The 16129-nt window shown below is 70.7% G+C and carries 14 protein-coding genes and 2 tRNA genes; 13 read left to right on the forward strand and 3 right to left on the reverse strand.

Annotated features, from left to right (window positions below; all coding sequences use genetic code 11):
- The first annotated feature begins 120 nt into the window (after positions 1–120).
- The 9 genes from AC0Z36_RS04535 to AC0Z36_RS04575 all read left to right on the forward strand — a co-directional run bounded on the left by AC0Z36_RS04535 (position 121) and on the right by AC0Z36_RS04575 (position 10007).
- Entirely contained in the window at positions 121–489 is a 369-nt protein-coding gene (locus tag AC0Z36_RS04535; protein WP_485461354.1) for a YraN family protein, read from the forward strand.
- Entirely contained in the window at positions 489–2075 is a 1587-nt protein-coding gene (locus AC0Z36_RS04540) for a YifB family Mg chelatase-like AAA ATPase (protein ID WP_485461355.1), read from the forward strand. The genes AC0Z36_RS04535 and AC0Z36_RS04540 overlap by 1 nt, the downstream gene beginning before the upstream one ends.
- A 3-nt stretch (positions 2076–2078) precedes the next feature.
- Positions 2079–3275 (forward strand): DNA-processing protein DprA, encoded by a 1197-nt coding sequence (gene dprA, locus AC0Z36_RS04545; RefSeq protein WP_485461356.1) that lies wholly within the window; start codon positions 2079–2081, stop codon positions 3273–3275.
- Complete coding sequence (locus AC0Z36_RS04550; RefSeq protein ID WP_485461357.1) at positions 3276–4229, forward strand: tyrosine recombinase XerC; 954 nt, start codon at positions 3276–3278, stop codon at positions 4227–4229.
- Entirely contained in the window at positions 4204–5100 is an 897-nt protein-coding gene (gene whiG, locus AC0Z36_RS04555) for an RNA polymerase sigma factor WhiG (protein WP_485461358.1), read from the forward strand. The genes AC0Z36_RS04550 and whiG overlap by 26 nt, the downstream gene beginning before the upstream one ends.
- Before the next feature lie 40 nt (positions 5101–5140).
- A complete protein-coding gene (locus AC0Z36_RS04560) occupies positions 5141–6430 on the forward strand; it encodes a deoxyguanosinetriphosphate triphosphohydrolase (RefSeq protein WP_485461359.1) in 1290 nt (429 codons plus the stop codon).
- A gap of 48 nt (positions 6431–6478) precedes the next feature.
- The gene (locus AC0Z36_RS04565; protein WP_485461360.1) at positions 6479–6907 is read left to right on the forward strand and encodes a GNAT family N-acetyltransferase; all 429 of its coding nucleotides are present in this window, start codon (positions 6479–6481) and stop codon (positions 6905–6907) included.
- 46 nt (positions 6908–6953) lie between these two features.
- On the forward strand, positions 6954–8867 hold the full coding sequence (gene dnaG, locus AC0Z36_RS04570; protein ID WP_485461361.1) for a DNA primase: 1914 nt from the start codon (positions 6954–6956) through the stop codon (positions 8865–8867).
- Between the two features lie 75 nt (positions 8868–8942).
- On the forward strand, positions 8943–10007 hold the full coding sequence (locus AC0Z36_RS04575) for an RNA polymerase sigma factor (RefSeq protein ID WP_485461362.1): 1065 nt from the start codon (positions 8943–8945) through the stop codon (positions 10005–10007).
- Between the two features lie 235 nt (positions 10008–10242).
- Here AC0Z36_RS04575 and AC0Z36_RS04580 read toward each other — a convergent pair whose 3' ends face one another.
- Positions 10243–10572, reverse strand: a complete 330-nt coding sequence (locus AC0Z36_RS04580) for a YtxH domain-containing protein (protein ID WP_485461363.1) — start codon at positions 10570–10572, stop codon at positions 10243–10245.
- A gap of 479 nt (positions 10573–11051) precedes the next feature.
- On the opposite strand from AC0Z36_RS04580, the gene AC0Z36_RS04585 reads away from it, so the two are divergent.
- Together AC0Z36_RS04585 and AC0Z36_RS04590 are read left to right on the forward strand one after the other, a co-directional pair.
- A tRNA-Asn gene (locus AC0Z36_RS04585) sits at positions 11052–11124 on the forward strand.
- 197 nt (positions 11125–11321) lie between these two features.
- Positions 11322–11398, forward strand: a tRNA-Ile gene (locus AC0Z36_RS04590).
- Positions 11399–11581: 183 nt separating this feature from the next.
- Here the strand turns inward: AC0Z36_RS04590 and AC0Z36_RS04595 are convergent.
- On the reverse strand, positions 11582–12301 hold the full coding sequence (locus AC0Z36_RS04595) for an SGNH/GDSL hydrolase family protein (RefSeq protein WP_485461364.1): 720 nt from the start codon (positions 12299–12301) through the stop codon (positions 11582–11584).
- Between the two features lie 615 nt (positions 12302–12916).
- On the opposite strand from AC0Z36_RS04595, the gene AC0Z36_RS04600 reads away from it, so the two are divergent.
- On the forward strand, positions 12917–13411 hold the full coding sequence (locus AC0Z36_RS04600) for a DUF3145 domain-containing protein (protein WP_485461365.1): 495 nt from the start codon (positions 12917–12919) through the stop codon (positions 13409–13411).
- Positions 13412–13504: 93 nt separating this feature from the next.
- Here AC0Z36_RS04600 and AC0Z36_RS04605 read toward each other — a convergent pair whose 3' ends face one another.
- Positions 13505–14506 (reverse strand): alpha/beta hydrolase, encoded by a 1002-nt coding sequence (locus tag AC0Z36_RS04605; protein ID WP_485461366.1) that lies wholly within the window; start codon positions 14504–14506, stop codon positions 13505–13507.
- 331 nt (positions 14507–14837) lie between these two features.
- Between AC0Z36_RS04605 and AC0Z36_RS04610 the strand changes: the two genes are divergently transcribed.
- Positions 14838–16127, forward strand: a complete 1290-nt coding sequence (locus AC0Z36_RS04610) for a flavin reductase family protein (protein WP_485461367.1) — start codon at positions 14838–14840, stop codon at positions 16125–16127.
- Positions 16128–16129 lie beyond the last annotated feature (2 nt).

Below are 16129 nucleotides of genomic sequence, written 5' to 3' on the forward strand. Positions count from 1 at the left end.
ATCCGCAATCCCCTGTCCGGGTGAACGTGTTGTCCACAGTCCGGGTTTATCCACAACTGGTCGGTAACCTGTCCGCCTCCTCCGTTCCCGCACGACATCGTCGGGTGCGGAGGTGGTGTCATGGGAGCACGGACGGACGCCGTCGGACAGTTCGGCGAGCGGGTCGCGGCCAGGTATCTGACCGCACAGGGCATGGAGGTCGTCGACCGCAACTGGCGTTGCCGCGACGGCGAGATCGACATCGTGGCCAGGGACGGGGCCACCCTGGTGGTCTGTGAGGTCAAGACCCGCAGCGGCACGGTGTACGAACACCCGTGCGCGGCGGTGGGGCCGGCCAAGGCCGGACGGCTGCGGCTGCTCGCGGGCCTGTGGCTGACCGGGCACCCGGGCGCGCTGCCGCAGGACGGTGACGTACGGATCGACCTGGTCGCCGTCGTCTGCGCGAAGGCCGGGGCCGCCGCGGTGGAGCACGTACGGGGGGCCTGCTGATGGGGTTCGCCCGTACCCGCTCGGTCACGCTGCTCGGCGTAGACGGCGTCCTGGTCGAGGTCCAGGCCGACCTCGAACCGGGCGTCGCCACCTTCACCCTGGTCGGCCTGCCGGACCGGACCCTCTCCGAATCCCGGGACCGGGTCAGGGCGGCGGTGGTCAACTCGGGAGAAGAGTGGCCGCAAAAACGCCTGACGGTGGGACTGTCCCCGGCCGGGGTGCCCAAGACCGGCAGCGGCTTCGACCTGGCCATCGCCTGCGCGGTCCTGTCCGCCGCCGGTGACATCGACCCGAAGGACATCGCCGACCTGGTGATGATCGGCGAACTCGGACTGGACGGGCGGCTGCGACCGGTCCGCGGGGTGCTGCCCTGCGTGATGGCCGCCGCGCTCGGGGGCGCCCGTACCGTCGTCGTGCCGGAACAGGCGGCCGTGGAGGCCGCACTGGTCCCCGGAGTCGAAGTGCTGGCTGTCAGGTCCCTGCGCCACCTGCTCGCGCTGCTGCGCGGCACGGAAGTCCCCGACGAACCGCCCGCCGTCACCGACATCGGCTGCGGCCCTGACCCGGCAGTGATGTCCGGGGTGCTCAGCACGGCGCCGGGCGCGGCCTACCAGGACCTGTCCGACGTCGCCGGGCAGCACAGGGCACGCCGGGCACTGGAGGTGTGCGCGGCCGGCGGACACCACCTCTACCTCCTCGGCCCGCCCGGCGCGGGGAAGACGATGCTCGCCGAACGCCTGCCCGGACTGCTGCCGCCGCTCGACGGCGCCGCCGCCCTGGAGGTCAGCGCGGTGCACTCGGTCGCCGGGACACTGCCCGTCGGCCGGCCACTGGTCACCCGGGCGCCGTACTGCGCACCGCACCACTCGGCGACCATCCCGTCCATCGTCGGCGGCGGCAACGGCATGCCGCGCCCCGGCGCGGTCTCCCTGGCACACCACGGCGTGCTGTTCATCGATGAGGCCCCGGAGATGAGCGGCCGGGTCCTGGACGCACTGCGGCAGCCCCTGGAGTCCGGCACCGTGGTGATCGCCCGCTCCGCCGCGACGCTGCGCTTTCCGGCGCGTTTCCTGCTCGTCCTGGCGGCGAATCCGTGCCCCTGCGGGCAGTACGCGGGCAAGGGTGTGGACTGCACGTGCTCGTCGGTGATGCGCAGCAAATACCTGGGCAGGCTGTCGGGTCCGCTCCTCGACCGTATCGACCTGCGGGTCGTGGTCGACCCGGTGTCCCGCGCCGAACTCCTCGCGCCGGAGGGCAGCGGGGAGAGCACCGCAGTCGTAGCGGCCCGGGTCCTGGAAGCCCGGCAGCGGGCCGCGCGCCGCTTCCAGGACACCCCGTGGCGGACCAACGCCGAAGTCCCCGGACGGGAGCTGCGGACCCGATGGACGGTCGCGCCCGACGCGCTGGCCACCGCTGCCTGCGACCTCGAACGCGGCCGACTGACCGCCCGCGGCCTGGACCGCGTCCTGCGGGTCGCCTGGACCATCGCCGACCTGCGCGGACACCACCGTCCCGACAAGGGTGACCTGGACGCGGCCCTCGAACTGCGCACCGGCTTCTCCCGCGGCGCACTGGCTGGAGCGTGACCAGTGGACGACGCACACTTCCTCGCCAGGGCCGCCCTCACCCGGTTGAGCGAACCCGGCGACGCAGCCCTGGGCAAGGCGGTCGCCGCACACGGCCCGCTGGCCGTCTACCAGGCGATCCGCGGCGGCGGCCCGCTCCCACCCGAGATGTCCCGCCGCGACCCGGCCGGCTACCGGGTCCGGCTCGGCGGCCCGCCGCCGCAGGCCGACCTGGACCGGGCGGCGGCCGTCGGCGCCCGGTTCCTGGTGCCTGGCGGCTCCGACTGGCCGACCCAGCTCGACGATCTCGCCCACCGGGTCCCCCTGGGCCTGTGGGTGCGGGGCGCGCAGCCCCTGCGCCCCACGGCCCTGCGCTCGGTAGCGGTGGTCGGTTCCCGCGCGTGCACCGACTACGGCCTGCATGTCGCCGCGGACCTGTGCGCGACCCTGGCCGAACGCGGCTGGACCGTCGTGTCAGGCGGCGCGTACGGCATCGACGGGGCGGCCCACCGGGGCTGCCTGGTCGCCGACGGCACCACCGTGGCGATCCTCGCCTGCGGCATCGACACGGCCTACCCCCGCGGCCACGAGAACCTGCTCGGCCGGATCGCGGAGACCGGACTGCTGCTCAGCGAACTCCCACCGGGCCAGAACCCCACGCGCTACCGGTTCATCGAACGCAACCGACTCATCGCGGCGCTCACCCGCGGCACCGTGGTCGTCGAAGCCGCGCTGCGCAGCGGCGCGCTGTCCACCGGCCGCCGGGCACAGAAACTCGGCCGCCTGCTGATGGGCGTGCCGGGCCCGGTCACCTCAGCCGCCTCGGCGGGAGTGCACCAACTGCTCCGGGAGGAGGGGACCTGCCTGGTCAGTGACGCTGCGGAGATCATCGAACACGTCGGGCTCATCGGCGACGACCTCGCCCCGGAGCTGCGCGGGCCGGTCTACGCCAGGGACCATCTCGGCCCGGAGACGGCCAGGGTCCTGGAGGCGGTCCCGCCCGCACTGCTCCGGCCGGCCCGCGACGGGGCGGGGGTGCCGCCCGGTGTGACGGCCGGGGAAGCGGCCCGTGCGGCCGCTGTCGGGCTGACCGCAGTCCACCACCACCTCGCCGACCTGGTGGGCCGAGGGCTTGTTGAACACACCACAGGGGGTTGGCGGAGATGCCACCACTCTTCCGGGGTCCTTGACGCCACTCCAAGGAGTGATCACGGTGGGTGAATGGCAAACGCGAATCCAAGCCCGCACCAGGTCCCGGCGGACATCCCTCTGCCACCCGCGCTCGCGGACGCCGCAGCACGTTTCGCCCACCACCTCAGTGCTGAGCGCGGCCTGTCCGCGCACTCGGTCCGGGCGTACACCGGTGACATCGCGGGTCTCCTCGAACACGCCCGCCGGACGGGTGTCACCGAGCCTTCGGAGATCGGTCTGGCGGTCCTGCGCAGCTGGCTGGCACGGCTCACCACGACCGGCAGGGCCCGCACCACGATCGCCCGCAGAGCCGCCGCCGCGCGTGCGTTCACCGCCTGGCTGACCCGCGCCGGACTGGCGGAAGCCGACGCCGGAGCGGGCCTGGCCACCCCCCGGGCCGGACGTCCGCTACCCGTGGTCCTACGTCAGGACCAGGCCCGTGACCTGCTGGAACAGTCACAGGAAGGAGACAGGGGGCCGGTCGCGCTACGCGACTGCGCGGCTCTGGAACTGCTCTACGCCACCGGTGTGCGGGTGGGCGAGCTGGTGGGTCTGGACGTCGACGACCTCGACCTGGAACGCCGGGTCGTCCGGGTCGTGGGCAAGGGCGGCAAAGAGCGCACGGTGCCCGTCGGGCTCCCGGCGGTGCGTTCCGTCGAAGCCTGGCTCCGGCTGGGCAGGCCGCTGCTGCTGACCGGGAAAAGCGGCCCCGCGCTCCTGCTCGGCAGCCGCGGCGGACGCCTCGACCAGCGGGCCGTCCGCACCCTCGTCCACGCTCGGGCCGCCGCTGTGCCCGGGACCCCCGACACCGGTCCGCACGGGTTGCGGCACGCCGCCGCGACTCACTTGATCGAGGGAGGCGCGGACCTTCGTAGCGTTCAGGAGCTGCTTGGTCACGCTACGCTCACGACCACCCAGATCTACACTCACGTCTCGGTCGAACGACTCAAGGCAACCTATGCCCAAGCACATCCCAGGGCGTGAAGGCACCACCACGGCCCTGTCCCGCGAGGCCACGCCTCGCGTGATCCCGTCCCGCGGGGCGCCCCTGCGGGCTGCCCGGACAGCCGGCGGCACCAGCGGCGACAGTGATCCCAGCCGCGCTCTGGACGCCTTGTGGAGCGAGTTCAAGAGCACGGGTGAACCGCGGCTCAGGGAACAGCTCATCCTGCACTACTCACCCCTGGTCAAATACGTCGCGGGACGGGTGGGCGTCGGCCTGCCGGCGAACGTCGACCAGGCGGACTTCGTCAGTTACGGCATCTTCGGACTGATCGACGCGATCGAGAAGTTCGACCTGGACCGGGCGATCAAGTTCGAGACCTACGCGATCAGCCGGATCCGCGGCGCGATCATCGACGAGCTGCGCGCGCTCGACTGGATCCCCCGGTCGGTGCGGCAGAAGGCCCGCAACGTCGAACAGGCGTACACAACCCTCGAAGGCAAGTTCCACCGGAGCCCCAGCGACACCGAAGTCGCCGCCGAGATGGGCATCAAGCTCGAAGACCTGCACACCATCTTCAGTCAGTTGTCCCTGGTCAACGTCATGGCGTTGGACGAGATACTGCACGTCGGCTCGGAGAGCGGCGACCGGCTCAGCCTCGTCGACACCCTTGAGGACACCACCGCGGACAACCCCGTCACGGTGGCCGAGTCCCGCGAGATGCGACACCTGCTCAACCGGGCCATCAACAACCTGCCCGAGCGGGAGAAGACCGTCGTCACCCTCTACTACTTCGAAGGCCTCACCCTGTCTGAGATCGGCCACGTCCTAGGCGTCACCGAGTCCCGGACCTGCCAGATCCACACCAAGGCCGTGCTGCAGTTGCGCAGCAAACTCGCCGGACTGCGGTGACCCGCGTTCCAATGTCGCCGCAGGGTCCTAACCTGGTCGCATGGCACCACAGGCGTCCCCGCAGCAGCAGAAGCACGACGACCACGGGTACGACGAACACGCTCGGACGCGCCGCCTGACCGAACCCGGCAAACGGCCGGGCCGCACCGACTTCCAACGCGACCGGGCCCGCGTCCTCCACTCGGCCGCACTGCGCCGGCTGGCCGGGAAGACACAGGTCGTCGACCCCGGCGAAGGCCGCCCCGGGGTGCAGGACAGCCCCCGCACCAGGCTCACCCACTCCCTGGAGTGCGCGCAGGTCGGCCGCGAACTGGGCCTGGCCCTCGGCCTGGACCCCGACCTCGTCGAGACGGCCTGCCTGGCCCACGACATGGGCCACCCGCCCTTCGGGCACACCGGCGAAGACGCCCTCGCCGCCGCGGCCCAGCCCTGCGGCGGCTTCGAAGGCAACGCCCAGAGCCTGCGCCTGCTCACCCGCCTCGAACCCAAGACCTTCGCTCCGCCGACCGAGGAGGGCGAAGGGCGCAGCCTGGGCCTCAACCTCACCCGGGCCACCCTGGACGCCGTCCTGAAATACCCCTGGCCGCGCCGCGCCGGGACCACCAAGTACGGCGCGTACGAGGACGACCGACCGGTCTTCGACTGGATCCGCCAAGGAGCTCCGGACAACCGGCGCTGCATGGAGGCCGAAGTCATGGACTGGGCCGACGACGTCGCCTACAGCGTCCACGACCTGGAGGACGCCATCGTCTCCGGACGCCTGGACCCGGCACAGCTGACCGACACCCACGAGCGCACCGAACTCTTCGCGCTCACCATCGAGCGCTATGCCGAGGGCACCAGCCCGGAGCAGCTCGACGAGACACTGACCCGCCTCCAGACGTGGGAGTGCTGGCCCGGGGCGTACGACGGCAGCCGCCGCGCCCAAGCCCGGCTGAAGAACACCACCAGCAGCCTGATCGGCCGGTTCTGCCGCAGCGCCGAACAGGCCACCCGCGAGCGGTTCGGCCCCCTCCCGGGGACGAGGTACGCGGCCGAGCTGATCGTCCCCGACGCCGTCCGCCTCGAATGCGCCCTGCTCAAGGCCGTCACCGCGCGGTACGTCATGGCCCGCCCCGACGCGGCCCGGTTGCGCGCCCGCCAGCACCAGACCGTCGCCGACCTCGTCGGACTGATCACCGAGCACGCCCCTGAAGTCCTGGACCCGGCCCTGCGCGAGGACTACGCCGCAGCCGGCGACGACGCTGCCCGGTTGCGGGTCATCGTCGACCAGGTCGCCTCGCTCACCGACGCCGCCGCACTGGCACTGCACCGCCGACTGACGCCCTGACGCGTCTGGCAGGATCGGGAGCACCAAGTAACGGGCGAGGGAGAGCACATGCGCATCGAACGGGCCGCAGTCGACGAGATCTTCGAACTGCGCTGGGCGGTGCTGCGCACCGGACTGCCGCGCGAAGCGGCCGTCTACCCCGAGGACGGCCTCGCCGACACCTTCCACCTCGCGGCGTACGACGACGCCGACAACCTCGTCGGCTGCGTCACCTTCTTCCCCCAGCCCTATGAGGGCCGGCCCGCCTTCCGCTTCCGCGGCATGGGCACCGACCCCGCCGTCCGCGGCGCGGGCTACGGCCTCGCCCTGGTCCGCCAGGGACTGGAGGAGTGCGCGAAGGAGGGTGGCGCGTACGTCTACTGCAACGGCCGGACGAGCGCCGCGGGCTTCTACACGAAACTCGGCTTCACCATGGTCGGGGAAGAGTTCGACGTCCCGCCCAGCGGACCGCATTACGTGTTCGTCCACAAGCTCTGACCCGCCTTCGGTCCGGCCGTCGGCGGCGCCCCGTAGACTCGCCGTCGTGGCAGGTCGGATCAAGGATGAGGACGTCAAGGCGGTCCGCGATGCCGCGCACCTCGAAGACGTCGTGGGTGAACACCTCCAGCTGCGCAACGCGGGCGGCGGCAATCTGAAGGGGCTGTGCCCCTTCCACGACGAGAAGTCCCCGTCCTTCAACGTCAGCACGGCGAAGAACCTTTACTTCTGCTTCGGCTGCCAGGAGGGCGGCGACGTCGTCGACTTCGTGATGAAGGTCGACCACCTGTCGTTCGCCGAAGCGATCGAGCGCCTGGCCGGGCAGGTCGGCATCCAGCTGCGGTACGAAGAGGGCGGGTACACCCCCGGCCGCCAGCAGGGCGAGCGGACCCGCCTGGTCGAGGCGCACAAGGTCGCCGCCGCGTACTTCACCGAACAGCTGCACACCCCCGAGGCTGAGACCGCCCGCGCCTTCCTGGCCGGACGCGGGTTCGACGCCGACGCCGCGAAGCACTTCAGCGTGGGCTATTCACCGCAGGGCTGGGAGCACCTAGTCCGCCATCTGCGCGACAAGAAGTTCTCCGACGCCGAGATCATCAAGTCGGGGCTGGCCAGCGAAGGCCGCCGCGGCCCGATGGACCGCTTCCGCGGCCGCGTGATGTGGCCGATCCGCGACGTGTCCGGCGACATCGTCGGCTTCGGCGCTCGCAAGCTCTACGACGACGACAACGGGCCGAAGTACCTCAACACGCCCGAGACCCCGATCTACAAGAAGTCGAACGTCTTGTACGGCCTGGACCTGGCCAAGAAGGAGATCGCCAAGTCCGGGCGCGCGGTGATCGTCGAGGGCTACACCGACGTCATGGCCGCCCACCTCGCCGGGGTCACCACCGCGATCGCCACCAGTGGCACGGCCTTCGGCGCCGACCACATCAAGATCCTCCGCCGTCTGCTGATGGACAGAGCCGGCTCGACCGGCGAAGTGATCTTCACCTTCGACGGCGACGCCGCCGGGCAGAAGGCCGCACTGCGCGCCTTCGAAGAAGACCAGAAGTTCATCTCGCGCACGTTCGTCGCCGTCGAGCCGAACGGCATGGACCCGTGCGACCTGCGGCTGGCCAGGGGCGACCAGGCGGTCCGCGACCTCATCGACGGCCGGGTGCCGCTGTTCGAGTTCGCCATCCGCAACACGATCGAGAAGCACGACTTGGAGACCGCAGAGGGCCGGGTCGCGGCCCTGGACGCGGCTGCCCCGATCGTCGCCGACATCAAGGACCAGTCGCTGCGCCACACCTACGCCGTGCAACTGGACAAGTGGCTCGGCTTCCTCGACGAACGGTTCGTCGTCGGCCGGGTCGCGCAGCTCGACCGCTGGAAGCACGACCGCACCCGGCGCGGCGACCAGAACCCCCACCAGCGGCGTGAACCGCAGCCGCAGGCCCCGCAGCGGCCCGCCGCCCCGCGCAGGTTCCGGCCCGACCCGCACAACCCCCAGCAGGCTGTCCAGCGCGAAGTGCTGAAACTGGCGATCCAGAACCCCGTACTGGTGACGCCGTTCTTCGACGGCTATCGGCCGGACGAGTTCACCGTGCCGCAGTACGCGGCGGCACGGGTCGCGATCGCCGCGGCCGGCGGGGTCAACGGTCCGGCCGCGTTCAGCCCCGACTGGGTTTCGGTCGTCCGCGCCGCGGCGGCGGACGACACCGTCCGCGGGCTGGTGACCGAGCTCGCCGTGGAGGCGATGTACACCTCCCGGAAACCGGACGAGGCCTACGCCGGGGGCAATCTCGTACGCCTCCGGCTGTTCTCGGTCGACCGCTCGGTCGCCGACCTGAAGTCGCAGGCGTCCCGGATCGACCCCCGCAGGGAACCCGACCGGGTCAAACAGGTCTACCAGGACCTGCAGACCCTGGAGCAGTACCGCCGGGCGTTGAAGGACCAGGGCGCGGAAGCTCTCTGACGGTCTGTGCGCCGATTCGTTTTCCTGCCGCGCACCTCTCACCACCGGGCCCCGTTCTGCCCCATCCTGGGGAGGATGCCGGAACACGCGCAGCGTGACGACTCACCCGACGGGCCCGATGACGCGGAACTGCACGACGCCGCGGACACCGGAGCCCCCGGGGCGGACGCTACGCCCGACCCGGCACCCGGCCCGCTGCCGGCGCTCGACGACACCGGTGGTGTCTCCGCCGACATCCTGCGCCAGTACCTCCGCGAGATCGGCCGCGTGCCGCTGCTCACCGCGGCCGACGAGGTGCACCTGGCCCGCTGCGTCGAGGTGGGACTGTTCGCCGGGGACAGACTCCAGCGGCAGCACGGGCAGGACGACGCCCTGCCCCCTGACCTGCGTGCCGCGTTGGAGACGCTGGTCGAGCAGGGCCGCGCGGCCAAGCGGCGGCTGATCGAGGCCAATCTGCGGCTGGTCGTGTCGGTGGCCAAGAGATACGTCGGGCGCGGGCTCAACATGCTCGACCTGGTGCAGGAGGGCAACCTCGGGCTGATCCGCGCGGTCGAGAAGTTCGACTACACCCGCGGCTACAAGTTCTCGACGTACGCGACCTGGTGGATCCGGCAGGCGATGAGCCGGGCGCTGGCGGACCAGGCCCGTACCATCCGGGTGCCCGTGCACGTGGTCGAGCTCATCAACCGGGTGATCCGGACAAAGCGGCGGATGCTGCAGGAGAGCGGTGCGGAGCCGACGCCCGAAGAGGTGGCGGCGGCCGTCGGGATCGACGCCACGCGGGTGGTCGAAGTGCTGCGACTGGCCCAGGACCCCGTGTCGCTGCACGTGCCCGTGGGAGAGGACGACGCCGTCCTCGGCGACATCGTCGAGGACGCGGACGCGACTTCACCCGTCGAGTCCGCGGCGGCCTTGCTCCTGCGTGAGCACCTGGAGCAGCTGCTCGGCACTCTCGGCGACCGGGAGCGCTCGGTGGTGCGGATGCGCTACGGACTGGTCGACGGGGAGCCGCGCACCCTGGAGGAGATAGGCCGGGTGTTCGGGGTGACCCGCGAACGCATCCGGCAGATCGAGTCCCGCACCCTCAGCAAACTCCGCGACCGGTCCTACTCGGACCAGCTGCGCGGATATCTGGACTGAGCGCGTCCCGGCCGGTGCATGGCGACTGGGTGCGGCGGAAGGAGCGCGGCCGGAGGGCGCGGGCCGCTGCGGAGCAGCTGTGCTTCACAGTCCGGGCGACGCTCCCCCCGGACTCTGTCCGGGGGGAGCGCCCCCTGGTGCCGGGCAGTTCCGGAGCGAAGCGACGGCGGGAGGCACCTCCCGGACGGAGTCCGGGGGAGCGTGGGTGACGCCCGCACTCGGAGCCCGTTGTCAGTTACAGCCCGCCGGTGTACCGCGGCCCAGGTCCGTCCTGGTAGCCGACCCGGTCGTAGCGTCCGTCGGCGCCGTTGTGGCGCCCCGGCAGGCGTCGGGTCAGCCCGGCGAGCTTGTCGGGCACGTGGATGTGGTCGCCGATCGCGTGGACGGCCTTTCCGCTCGCTTCGCGGCCGTACTCCGCGGCCACGTGTGAGGCCTTCTGCACGGCGGTGTTGCCGCGGATGCGGTCCGACGCCTTGCGGATCTGCTCGTAGCGTTCCCGGCCGGCCTTGGCCCCCAGGACGTAACCGGCGACAAGGCCGGCGGCGAAGGAGATTCGGGTGCGCATGGTGTTCCTTCCGTGCAGGTGGCTGCGGATTTCGCCGTCCTGCGGGGCGATGGGCGCGAAGCGTCCCGAGCGCGTCCGGAGGACGCTGTTTGTCCGGCGACGCACGGGCGCCGACCGGCTCCGGAACGAAGCTACGGAGACGGAGACTGTGAACCACAGTCACTTCGCGGCGGGCACCCGTGCTTGGAGCCGGGTTAACAAGGTCGTGCCCCGCGCCTACCCGTGGTCGCCCCGGGGCAACCCAGTCGTGTCCGGCTGGCGTACGACCTTGTGTGATCGGGTGCTGGAGTAGCGGCTCCGTGTTACGGCTACACGCAGCTCGGGCAGAGCATGAGCCTCGCGCGCACGGGATGAGGCCCGGTGGGCCTCCCGGCGGAAACCCGGTTCGGAACACCCCTCCGGATGCGGTAATGTTTTCCCCGTCGGAGAGCGCGAAGCGGTCCTGACGAGCGAAGAGCCGGGAATCCGGCACCAAGCATTCCCCTGTAGCTCAATTGGCAGAGCAGCCGACTGTTAATCGGCAGGTTACTGGTTCGAGTCCAGTCGGGGGAGCGCAGGAGAACGTCCCCGTATCCCACGGGGACGTTTTTGCGTGCAACGCCTATTGCTGACCGCCTGTGTCCGCATGAGTGCTGTCCGCGAACGCCTTCGTCCATCGGAGCGGTCTTATGGCCCGACGGTGCAACGAAGTCGGGGGTGGTGGCGCATTTCCGCGCGGGGCAGGGCAGGATGGGCGCAGCACGGCACGCGGGGCGGTAGCTCAGCTGGTTAGAGCAGGGGACTCATAATCCCTGGGTCGTGGGTTCGAGTCCCACCCGCCCCACCACAAGATGCAGCCGCACGGCATGGAGTCGCGTCGGAACCTTCGGCGACGTGTGTCACAACCCGGGTCCGCTGCACAGAGCTTAGCGCTCTGTTTATGCCGGTTGACCGTAGAGTCACCTGAATGAGTGATGCCTGGCTGCCGGTCGGCTCATTTCGGCGCAGCGCCGTCCCCGCCGACGGCCTTTCATTCCCAGCGGAAGCCCTCCCGGGACGTCAGCTCGGCCAGTCGCGCCTGCCCGCTGCCGTTCGGGTGGAAGAAGTCCCACTTGCTCAACTGGCCCTTGCTGAACGTCGTCGCGTTGACCGCGCCGCCGTCGTACCGGCAGCCGGCCCACTCCCGGCACACCCGGCGCAGTACGTCGTTGTAGGCCGTGACCTGGTCGCGGACCTGCTGGCGGCGCTGTACGGCGGCCTGGGACTGCGATGTGGGGTCGTTCAGCATCGCAGGGCAGATCTTCGCCGTGGACCAGATGGTGCGCGCCCAGCTGTCGCCCTGTCCGGCGTCCCGCAGCCGGCCGAGGTCGGGGATGCTGACCACCAGCACCCGGGAGTCCTTCGGGAGCCCGTCGCGCAGGATGCCGAACGCTTCGCGGAAGTGCCGCTCGTACACGTTGACCGGTGTCATCGAATCCACGTCGGCCCGGCAGGCATCGTTGGCCCCCATGAGGACGGTGGTGTACTCGGCCTTCTGGAAGGCCGCCGCGCGGGCCTGGCCGGGGAGGTCCGACATCTTGGCGCCGGTGACCGCGTAGTTGAACGTCTTGTCGGCGGGGATGCCCAGGCGCAGCGCCTGGCTGTTGACCGCCGGATCGGTGCCGGTCGCCCAGGACCTGGCGGTGCAGTCCTGCAGGGGCGTGTCGCAGGCGTCGAACCCGCGGGTGATGGAGTCGCCGAGCGCGGCCATCGAGCGGGGCCTGGGGGTGGCACTCGGACTCGGCGAAGGGGACGGTGTGCGGGTCTGCGGGGCGGCCTCCGGGGCGCCCCGCGGTGCAGCGCCGGCTCCCGGGGCCGCGGCTTGCGCTGTGGTTTGCGTACCGTCGTCGCCTGAATCGCAGCCGGCGACCGTGGCCGTCGCCGCGGTCGCGAACAGGGCGGCCGACGCCAGGAGCACCGCCCGGCTGTGTCTGCCAGGGGGGCGCCCGCCGGACCCCCGGCGGGCGGCGGAACGGCGGGGGTGGGGTTTCGGCATACGTGCACTCCCGTCGTTGTCCAGCGTCGATACTCCGTATACGACAGTAATTCACACCTTCGGGTGGCACTGGCGAGGGAGCTGATTACGTCACGGGGCCGGGGGCAGGGTCAGTGCTACCGACCGCCGTCCTTCTGTCGATCGGGTTGGGCGAATTACGTAGAGTGTCCAGATTTACGAATCACGTTTCAGCTAATTACGGAGAGTGATTAACTCGCGTGGTGTTCACGTGATCCGTGGGGCACAATGAAACGTGCGTTCCGTGGTGACGGGCAAGGTGAAGAGGCCGCTGGGGAAGGCGAACCTCGTCTTTGATGCCTGGAGGTCCCGGTGACGACACGTGGAGTTCTGTACGTGCACTCCGCACCGCGCGCGCTGTGCCCGCACGTCGAGTGGGCTGCGGCGGGCGTGCTCGGCATGCCCTTGTCCCTGGACTGGGTGCGTCAGCCGGCCGCCCCCGGAATGCTGCGCGCGGAGCTCAACTGGCGCGCCCTGCCCGGCACCGCCGCCAAACTGGCCTCCGCGCTGCGCGGCTGGCACATGCTGCGTTTCGAGGCGACTGAGGAACCGTCACCCGGGGTGGAGGGTGAGCGTTACAGCAGCACTCCCGAGCTCGGCATCTTCCACGCGCTGACCGGCGCGCACGGTGACATCCTCATTCCGGAGGACCGGCTCCGGGCCGTCATCGACCGCGCCACCCGTGGGCAGTGCGAACTCAAGAGCGAGCTGGAGCTCATGCTCGGCAAGCCGTGGGACGACGAGTTGGAACCCTTCCGCTACGCGGGCGAGGGCGCCCCGGTGCGCTGGCTGCACCAAGTGGTCTGAGAGTTTATCGAAAACCGGAATCAGCAGGCCGTGTACGGATTTCACATCCGTACACGGCCTGCTGTCTTGGTGCCGGTCCTCAGTTGTCAGTTGTCAGCTGCCCGAGAGTGTCTGCACCACGCCGGAGGTGTGCAGCGACTGATAGTAGCTGCCGCCCGGGTAGTACGAGGCGGTGTGTGTGCCGTCCGCGAAGTCAACGGCCCATCGGGTCGCGAAGGTTTGCAGTGCGGCGACGTTGCGGGGCTGGGATGTGCCGTTGAGGACGGTGCACAGGCTGTTGGTGCTGGCGCCTTCGGCGTCGCAGTGCGAGCCGCTGGTCAGGCGCACGCCGAGGAACGGGCGGTGTACGTCGGTGGTCAGCTCGACGGTTCCTGAGGCGTTGCTGTTTGCCGTGTAGGGGGGTGAGGAGATCGCCGCCATCGGCAGCGGGGTGGGGGCGAGGCCGTTGAGGGCGTTGGCCATGTTCAGGCCGGTGAAGGAGTTGACGGGGTCGAGCAGGACGAGTCCGTTCAGCCTGGCGAACGCCGCGGGATAGGTGGTGCGCAGGCGGTTGGCGGTGTACGCGACGGCTTCGCCACCGGCCGAATGGCCGGCGAAGACGAATTTGCCCGGCAGTGCCAGGCCGGGTCGACCCGCGCGCGCGCGGGCGTCGGCGAAGCTGCGGGCGAGTCTGCCGTCGGGGTCGGACGCGTTGCCGAACAGGTCGGCGACGTTGTTGAGGAACGCGGTGTTGTTGCCGAGGTTGGACACGGTGCAGCCGAACAGGTCTGCCGAGGGCAGGGTCGGCGCGAATACCACGAACCCCGCAGCGGCGTATTTGCCGGCGAGGTCGGTGAGCTGGTCGTTCGCGCGGAGGAAGCCGTGCTGTAGCCAGACCAGGCCCTTGGGGGTTCCGGCGGGGAAGTACCAGTCGCTGCTGCGGTGGTAGACGAACGCGGCACATTGCACGGCCACGCTGTTTTCGACCTTGGTGACACCGGGAGGCGGTTCGTCGGCCGAGGCCTGCGGTGCCGCGAGGATGCCGATGGCCGCGGCGAGGGCGGAGGCGGTGGCGGTACAGGCGATGCGAGTGCGCAACCGTGCTGTGACGTTCAACTGGAGCTCCTTGTGGGGCGGCGGGCCGCAGTGAGCGGCTGGACTGCTGCGCACGTACCGGAGGAGTGGTCACAAAGTTTCGCTTAAGCGAACGAAGTTTCGCCTACGCATATTGATAGGCCGGGGGCGTCCCCACGTCAAGAGGAGGGGGTGGCGGGTTCGCGCCGCCCCTCGTCCGAAGGTCGCGCGATCCGTGCCGTGACCGCCTCGGGGTGGATCCGCGTTGACATCGCTTCGCCGTCGTCGTTACATTCAACGAAACGGCGTTTCCTTCAGTGGAACATGAGCCGTGAGTACGGTGCGGGACCGCCGGACGGTATGAGGGGGCGTTGTGCACGGCGTCGAGATCGAGGACCTGCGGCGGGTGTTCGCGCAGTGGCCGAGTGGGGTCGGGGTGGTCACCGCCGTCGCCGACGGGGTGCGTCACGGGATGACCGCCAGTTCGGTCACCAGTGTGAGCCTGGACCCTCCGCTGCTGTCCGTATGTCTGGGCAGCGGGCTCCACAGTCATCGCATGATCCAGGAGAGCGGAGCGTTCGCGGTCAACATCCTGGGCCGCGACCAGGTGCTGCTCGGGCGAAGGTTCGCCGGCATGGAACCGCACGTCCAGGACCGCTTCCTCGGCTCCGACTGGGACATCGCGGCCACCGGCGCGCCGGTGCTGGCCGACTGCGTCGCCTGGCTCGACTGCACCGTGGAACACGCGTACCCCGGCGGCGACCACACCATCTTCGTCGGTCGGATCCGCGCATGCGCCACCCCGCGCGCCATCCCCCCGCTTCTCTACCACTCCAGGGACTGGGGCCAGTTGGCGGACCGCCTTCCCGAGCGGATCGAGATCGCGGACGTCGGCCTCACCGGCCGACTCGCCGCGAGCGGCACGGGCGAGGCGGACGTCAGCCGGCTCACCCACGCGCTGCGCGAGGCCGGGGTACGGGTCCGACTCGCGCCCCGCATGCCCCCCGCGCGCGGCGCGGACGCGAGAGGCCGCGACGAGAGCGACGTCGCGCCCCCGCACGGCACCGCCTCCGCCCTGGTCGACACCCCCGACCAGGTCGCCGCCGCCGCGCGACGCGGCGCGGGAACCGTCGAGATACGCGTCCACTGGCGGGAAACACCCCACGACGCCGACCGTACTCTCGCCCGCATCGCCGAGGCCGCCCACACGCGCGGCCTCGGCGTCGCACTGCGGGTCGCCGACGCCTTCGCGCCCGCCGCGCGACCCGCCGTCCTGGCCCGAGTCGCTCGCGCGGCGTCGCTGGGCTGCGAGGAGATGTGCCTGGACGAGGGCCCGCACCCTACGTCCCCCATCGCCGTGCGCCTGCTCGTCCAGGACGCGCTCGCGGCGACGGGGACGGTCGCGTTGCGCGTGGGGCTGCGCGAACAGCACGGCCTCGGCATGGTCAACGCCCTGACCGCCATGAAGAGTGGCATCCACCTGTTCGACACGACTCTGGGCGGCATCGACGGTCGACTGTCCGCCGAAGACCTCCTCTACCTGGCACACAGCCTCGACGTAGCCGGCTCGGCTGACCGTCCGGCCCTGCTGAAGGCCGCCGCGGACCTGGAGCGGGTGTGGGGCGCGGAACTACCCGCCCGCACCTACCGCACCGCCTGCTGACG

This window comes from Kitasatospora sp. UYEF31 (assembly GCF_057291755.1).

Bases quoted from the DNA above. Each gene is read 5' to 3' on its own strand.
- AC0Z36_RS04535 (WP_485461354.1), top strand. From the start codon at position 121: ATGGGAGCACGGACGGACGCCGTCGGACAGTTCGGCGAGCGGGTCGCG.
- AC0Z36_RS04540 (WP_485461355.1), top strand. From the start codon at position 489: ATGGGGTTCGCCCGTACCCGCTCGGTCACGCTGCTCGGCGTAGACGGC.
- AC0Z36_RS04550 (WP_485461357.1), top strand. From the start codon at position 3,276: ATGGCAAACGCGAATCCAAGCCCGCACCAGGTCCCGGCGGACATCCCT.
- whiG (WP_485461358.1), top strand. From the start codon at position 4,204: ATGCCCAAGCACATCCCAGGGCGTGAAGGCACCACCACGGCCCTGTCC.
- AC0Z36_RS04560 (WP_485461359.1), top strand. From the start codon at position 5,141: ATGGCACCACAGGCGTCCCCGCAGCAGCAGAAGCACGACGACCACGGG.
- AC0Z36_RS04565 (WP_485461360.1), top strand. From the start codon at position 6,479: ATGCGCATCGAACGGGCCGCAGTCGACGAGATCTTCGAACTGCGCTGG.
- AC0Z36_RS04575 (WP_485461362.1), top strand. From the start codon at position 8,943: ATGCCGGAACACGCGCAGCGTGACGACTCACCCGACGGGCCCGATGAC.
- AC0Z36_RS04580 (WP_485461363.1), bottom strand. From the start codon at position 10,572: ATGCGCACCCGAATCTCCTTCGCCGCCGGCCTTGTCGCCGGTTACGTC.
- AC0Z36_RS04595 (WP_485461364.1), bottom strand. From the start codon at position 12,301: ATGGCCGCGCTCGGCGACTCCATCACCCGCGGGTTCGACGCCTGCGAC.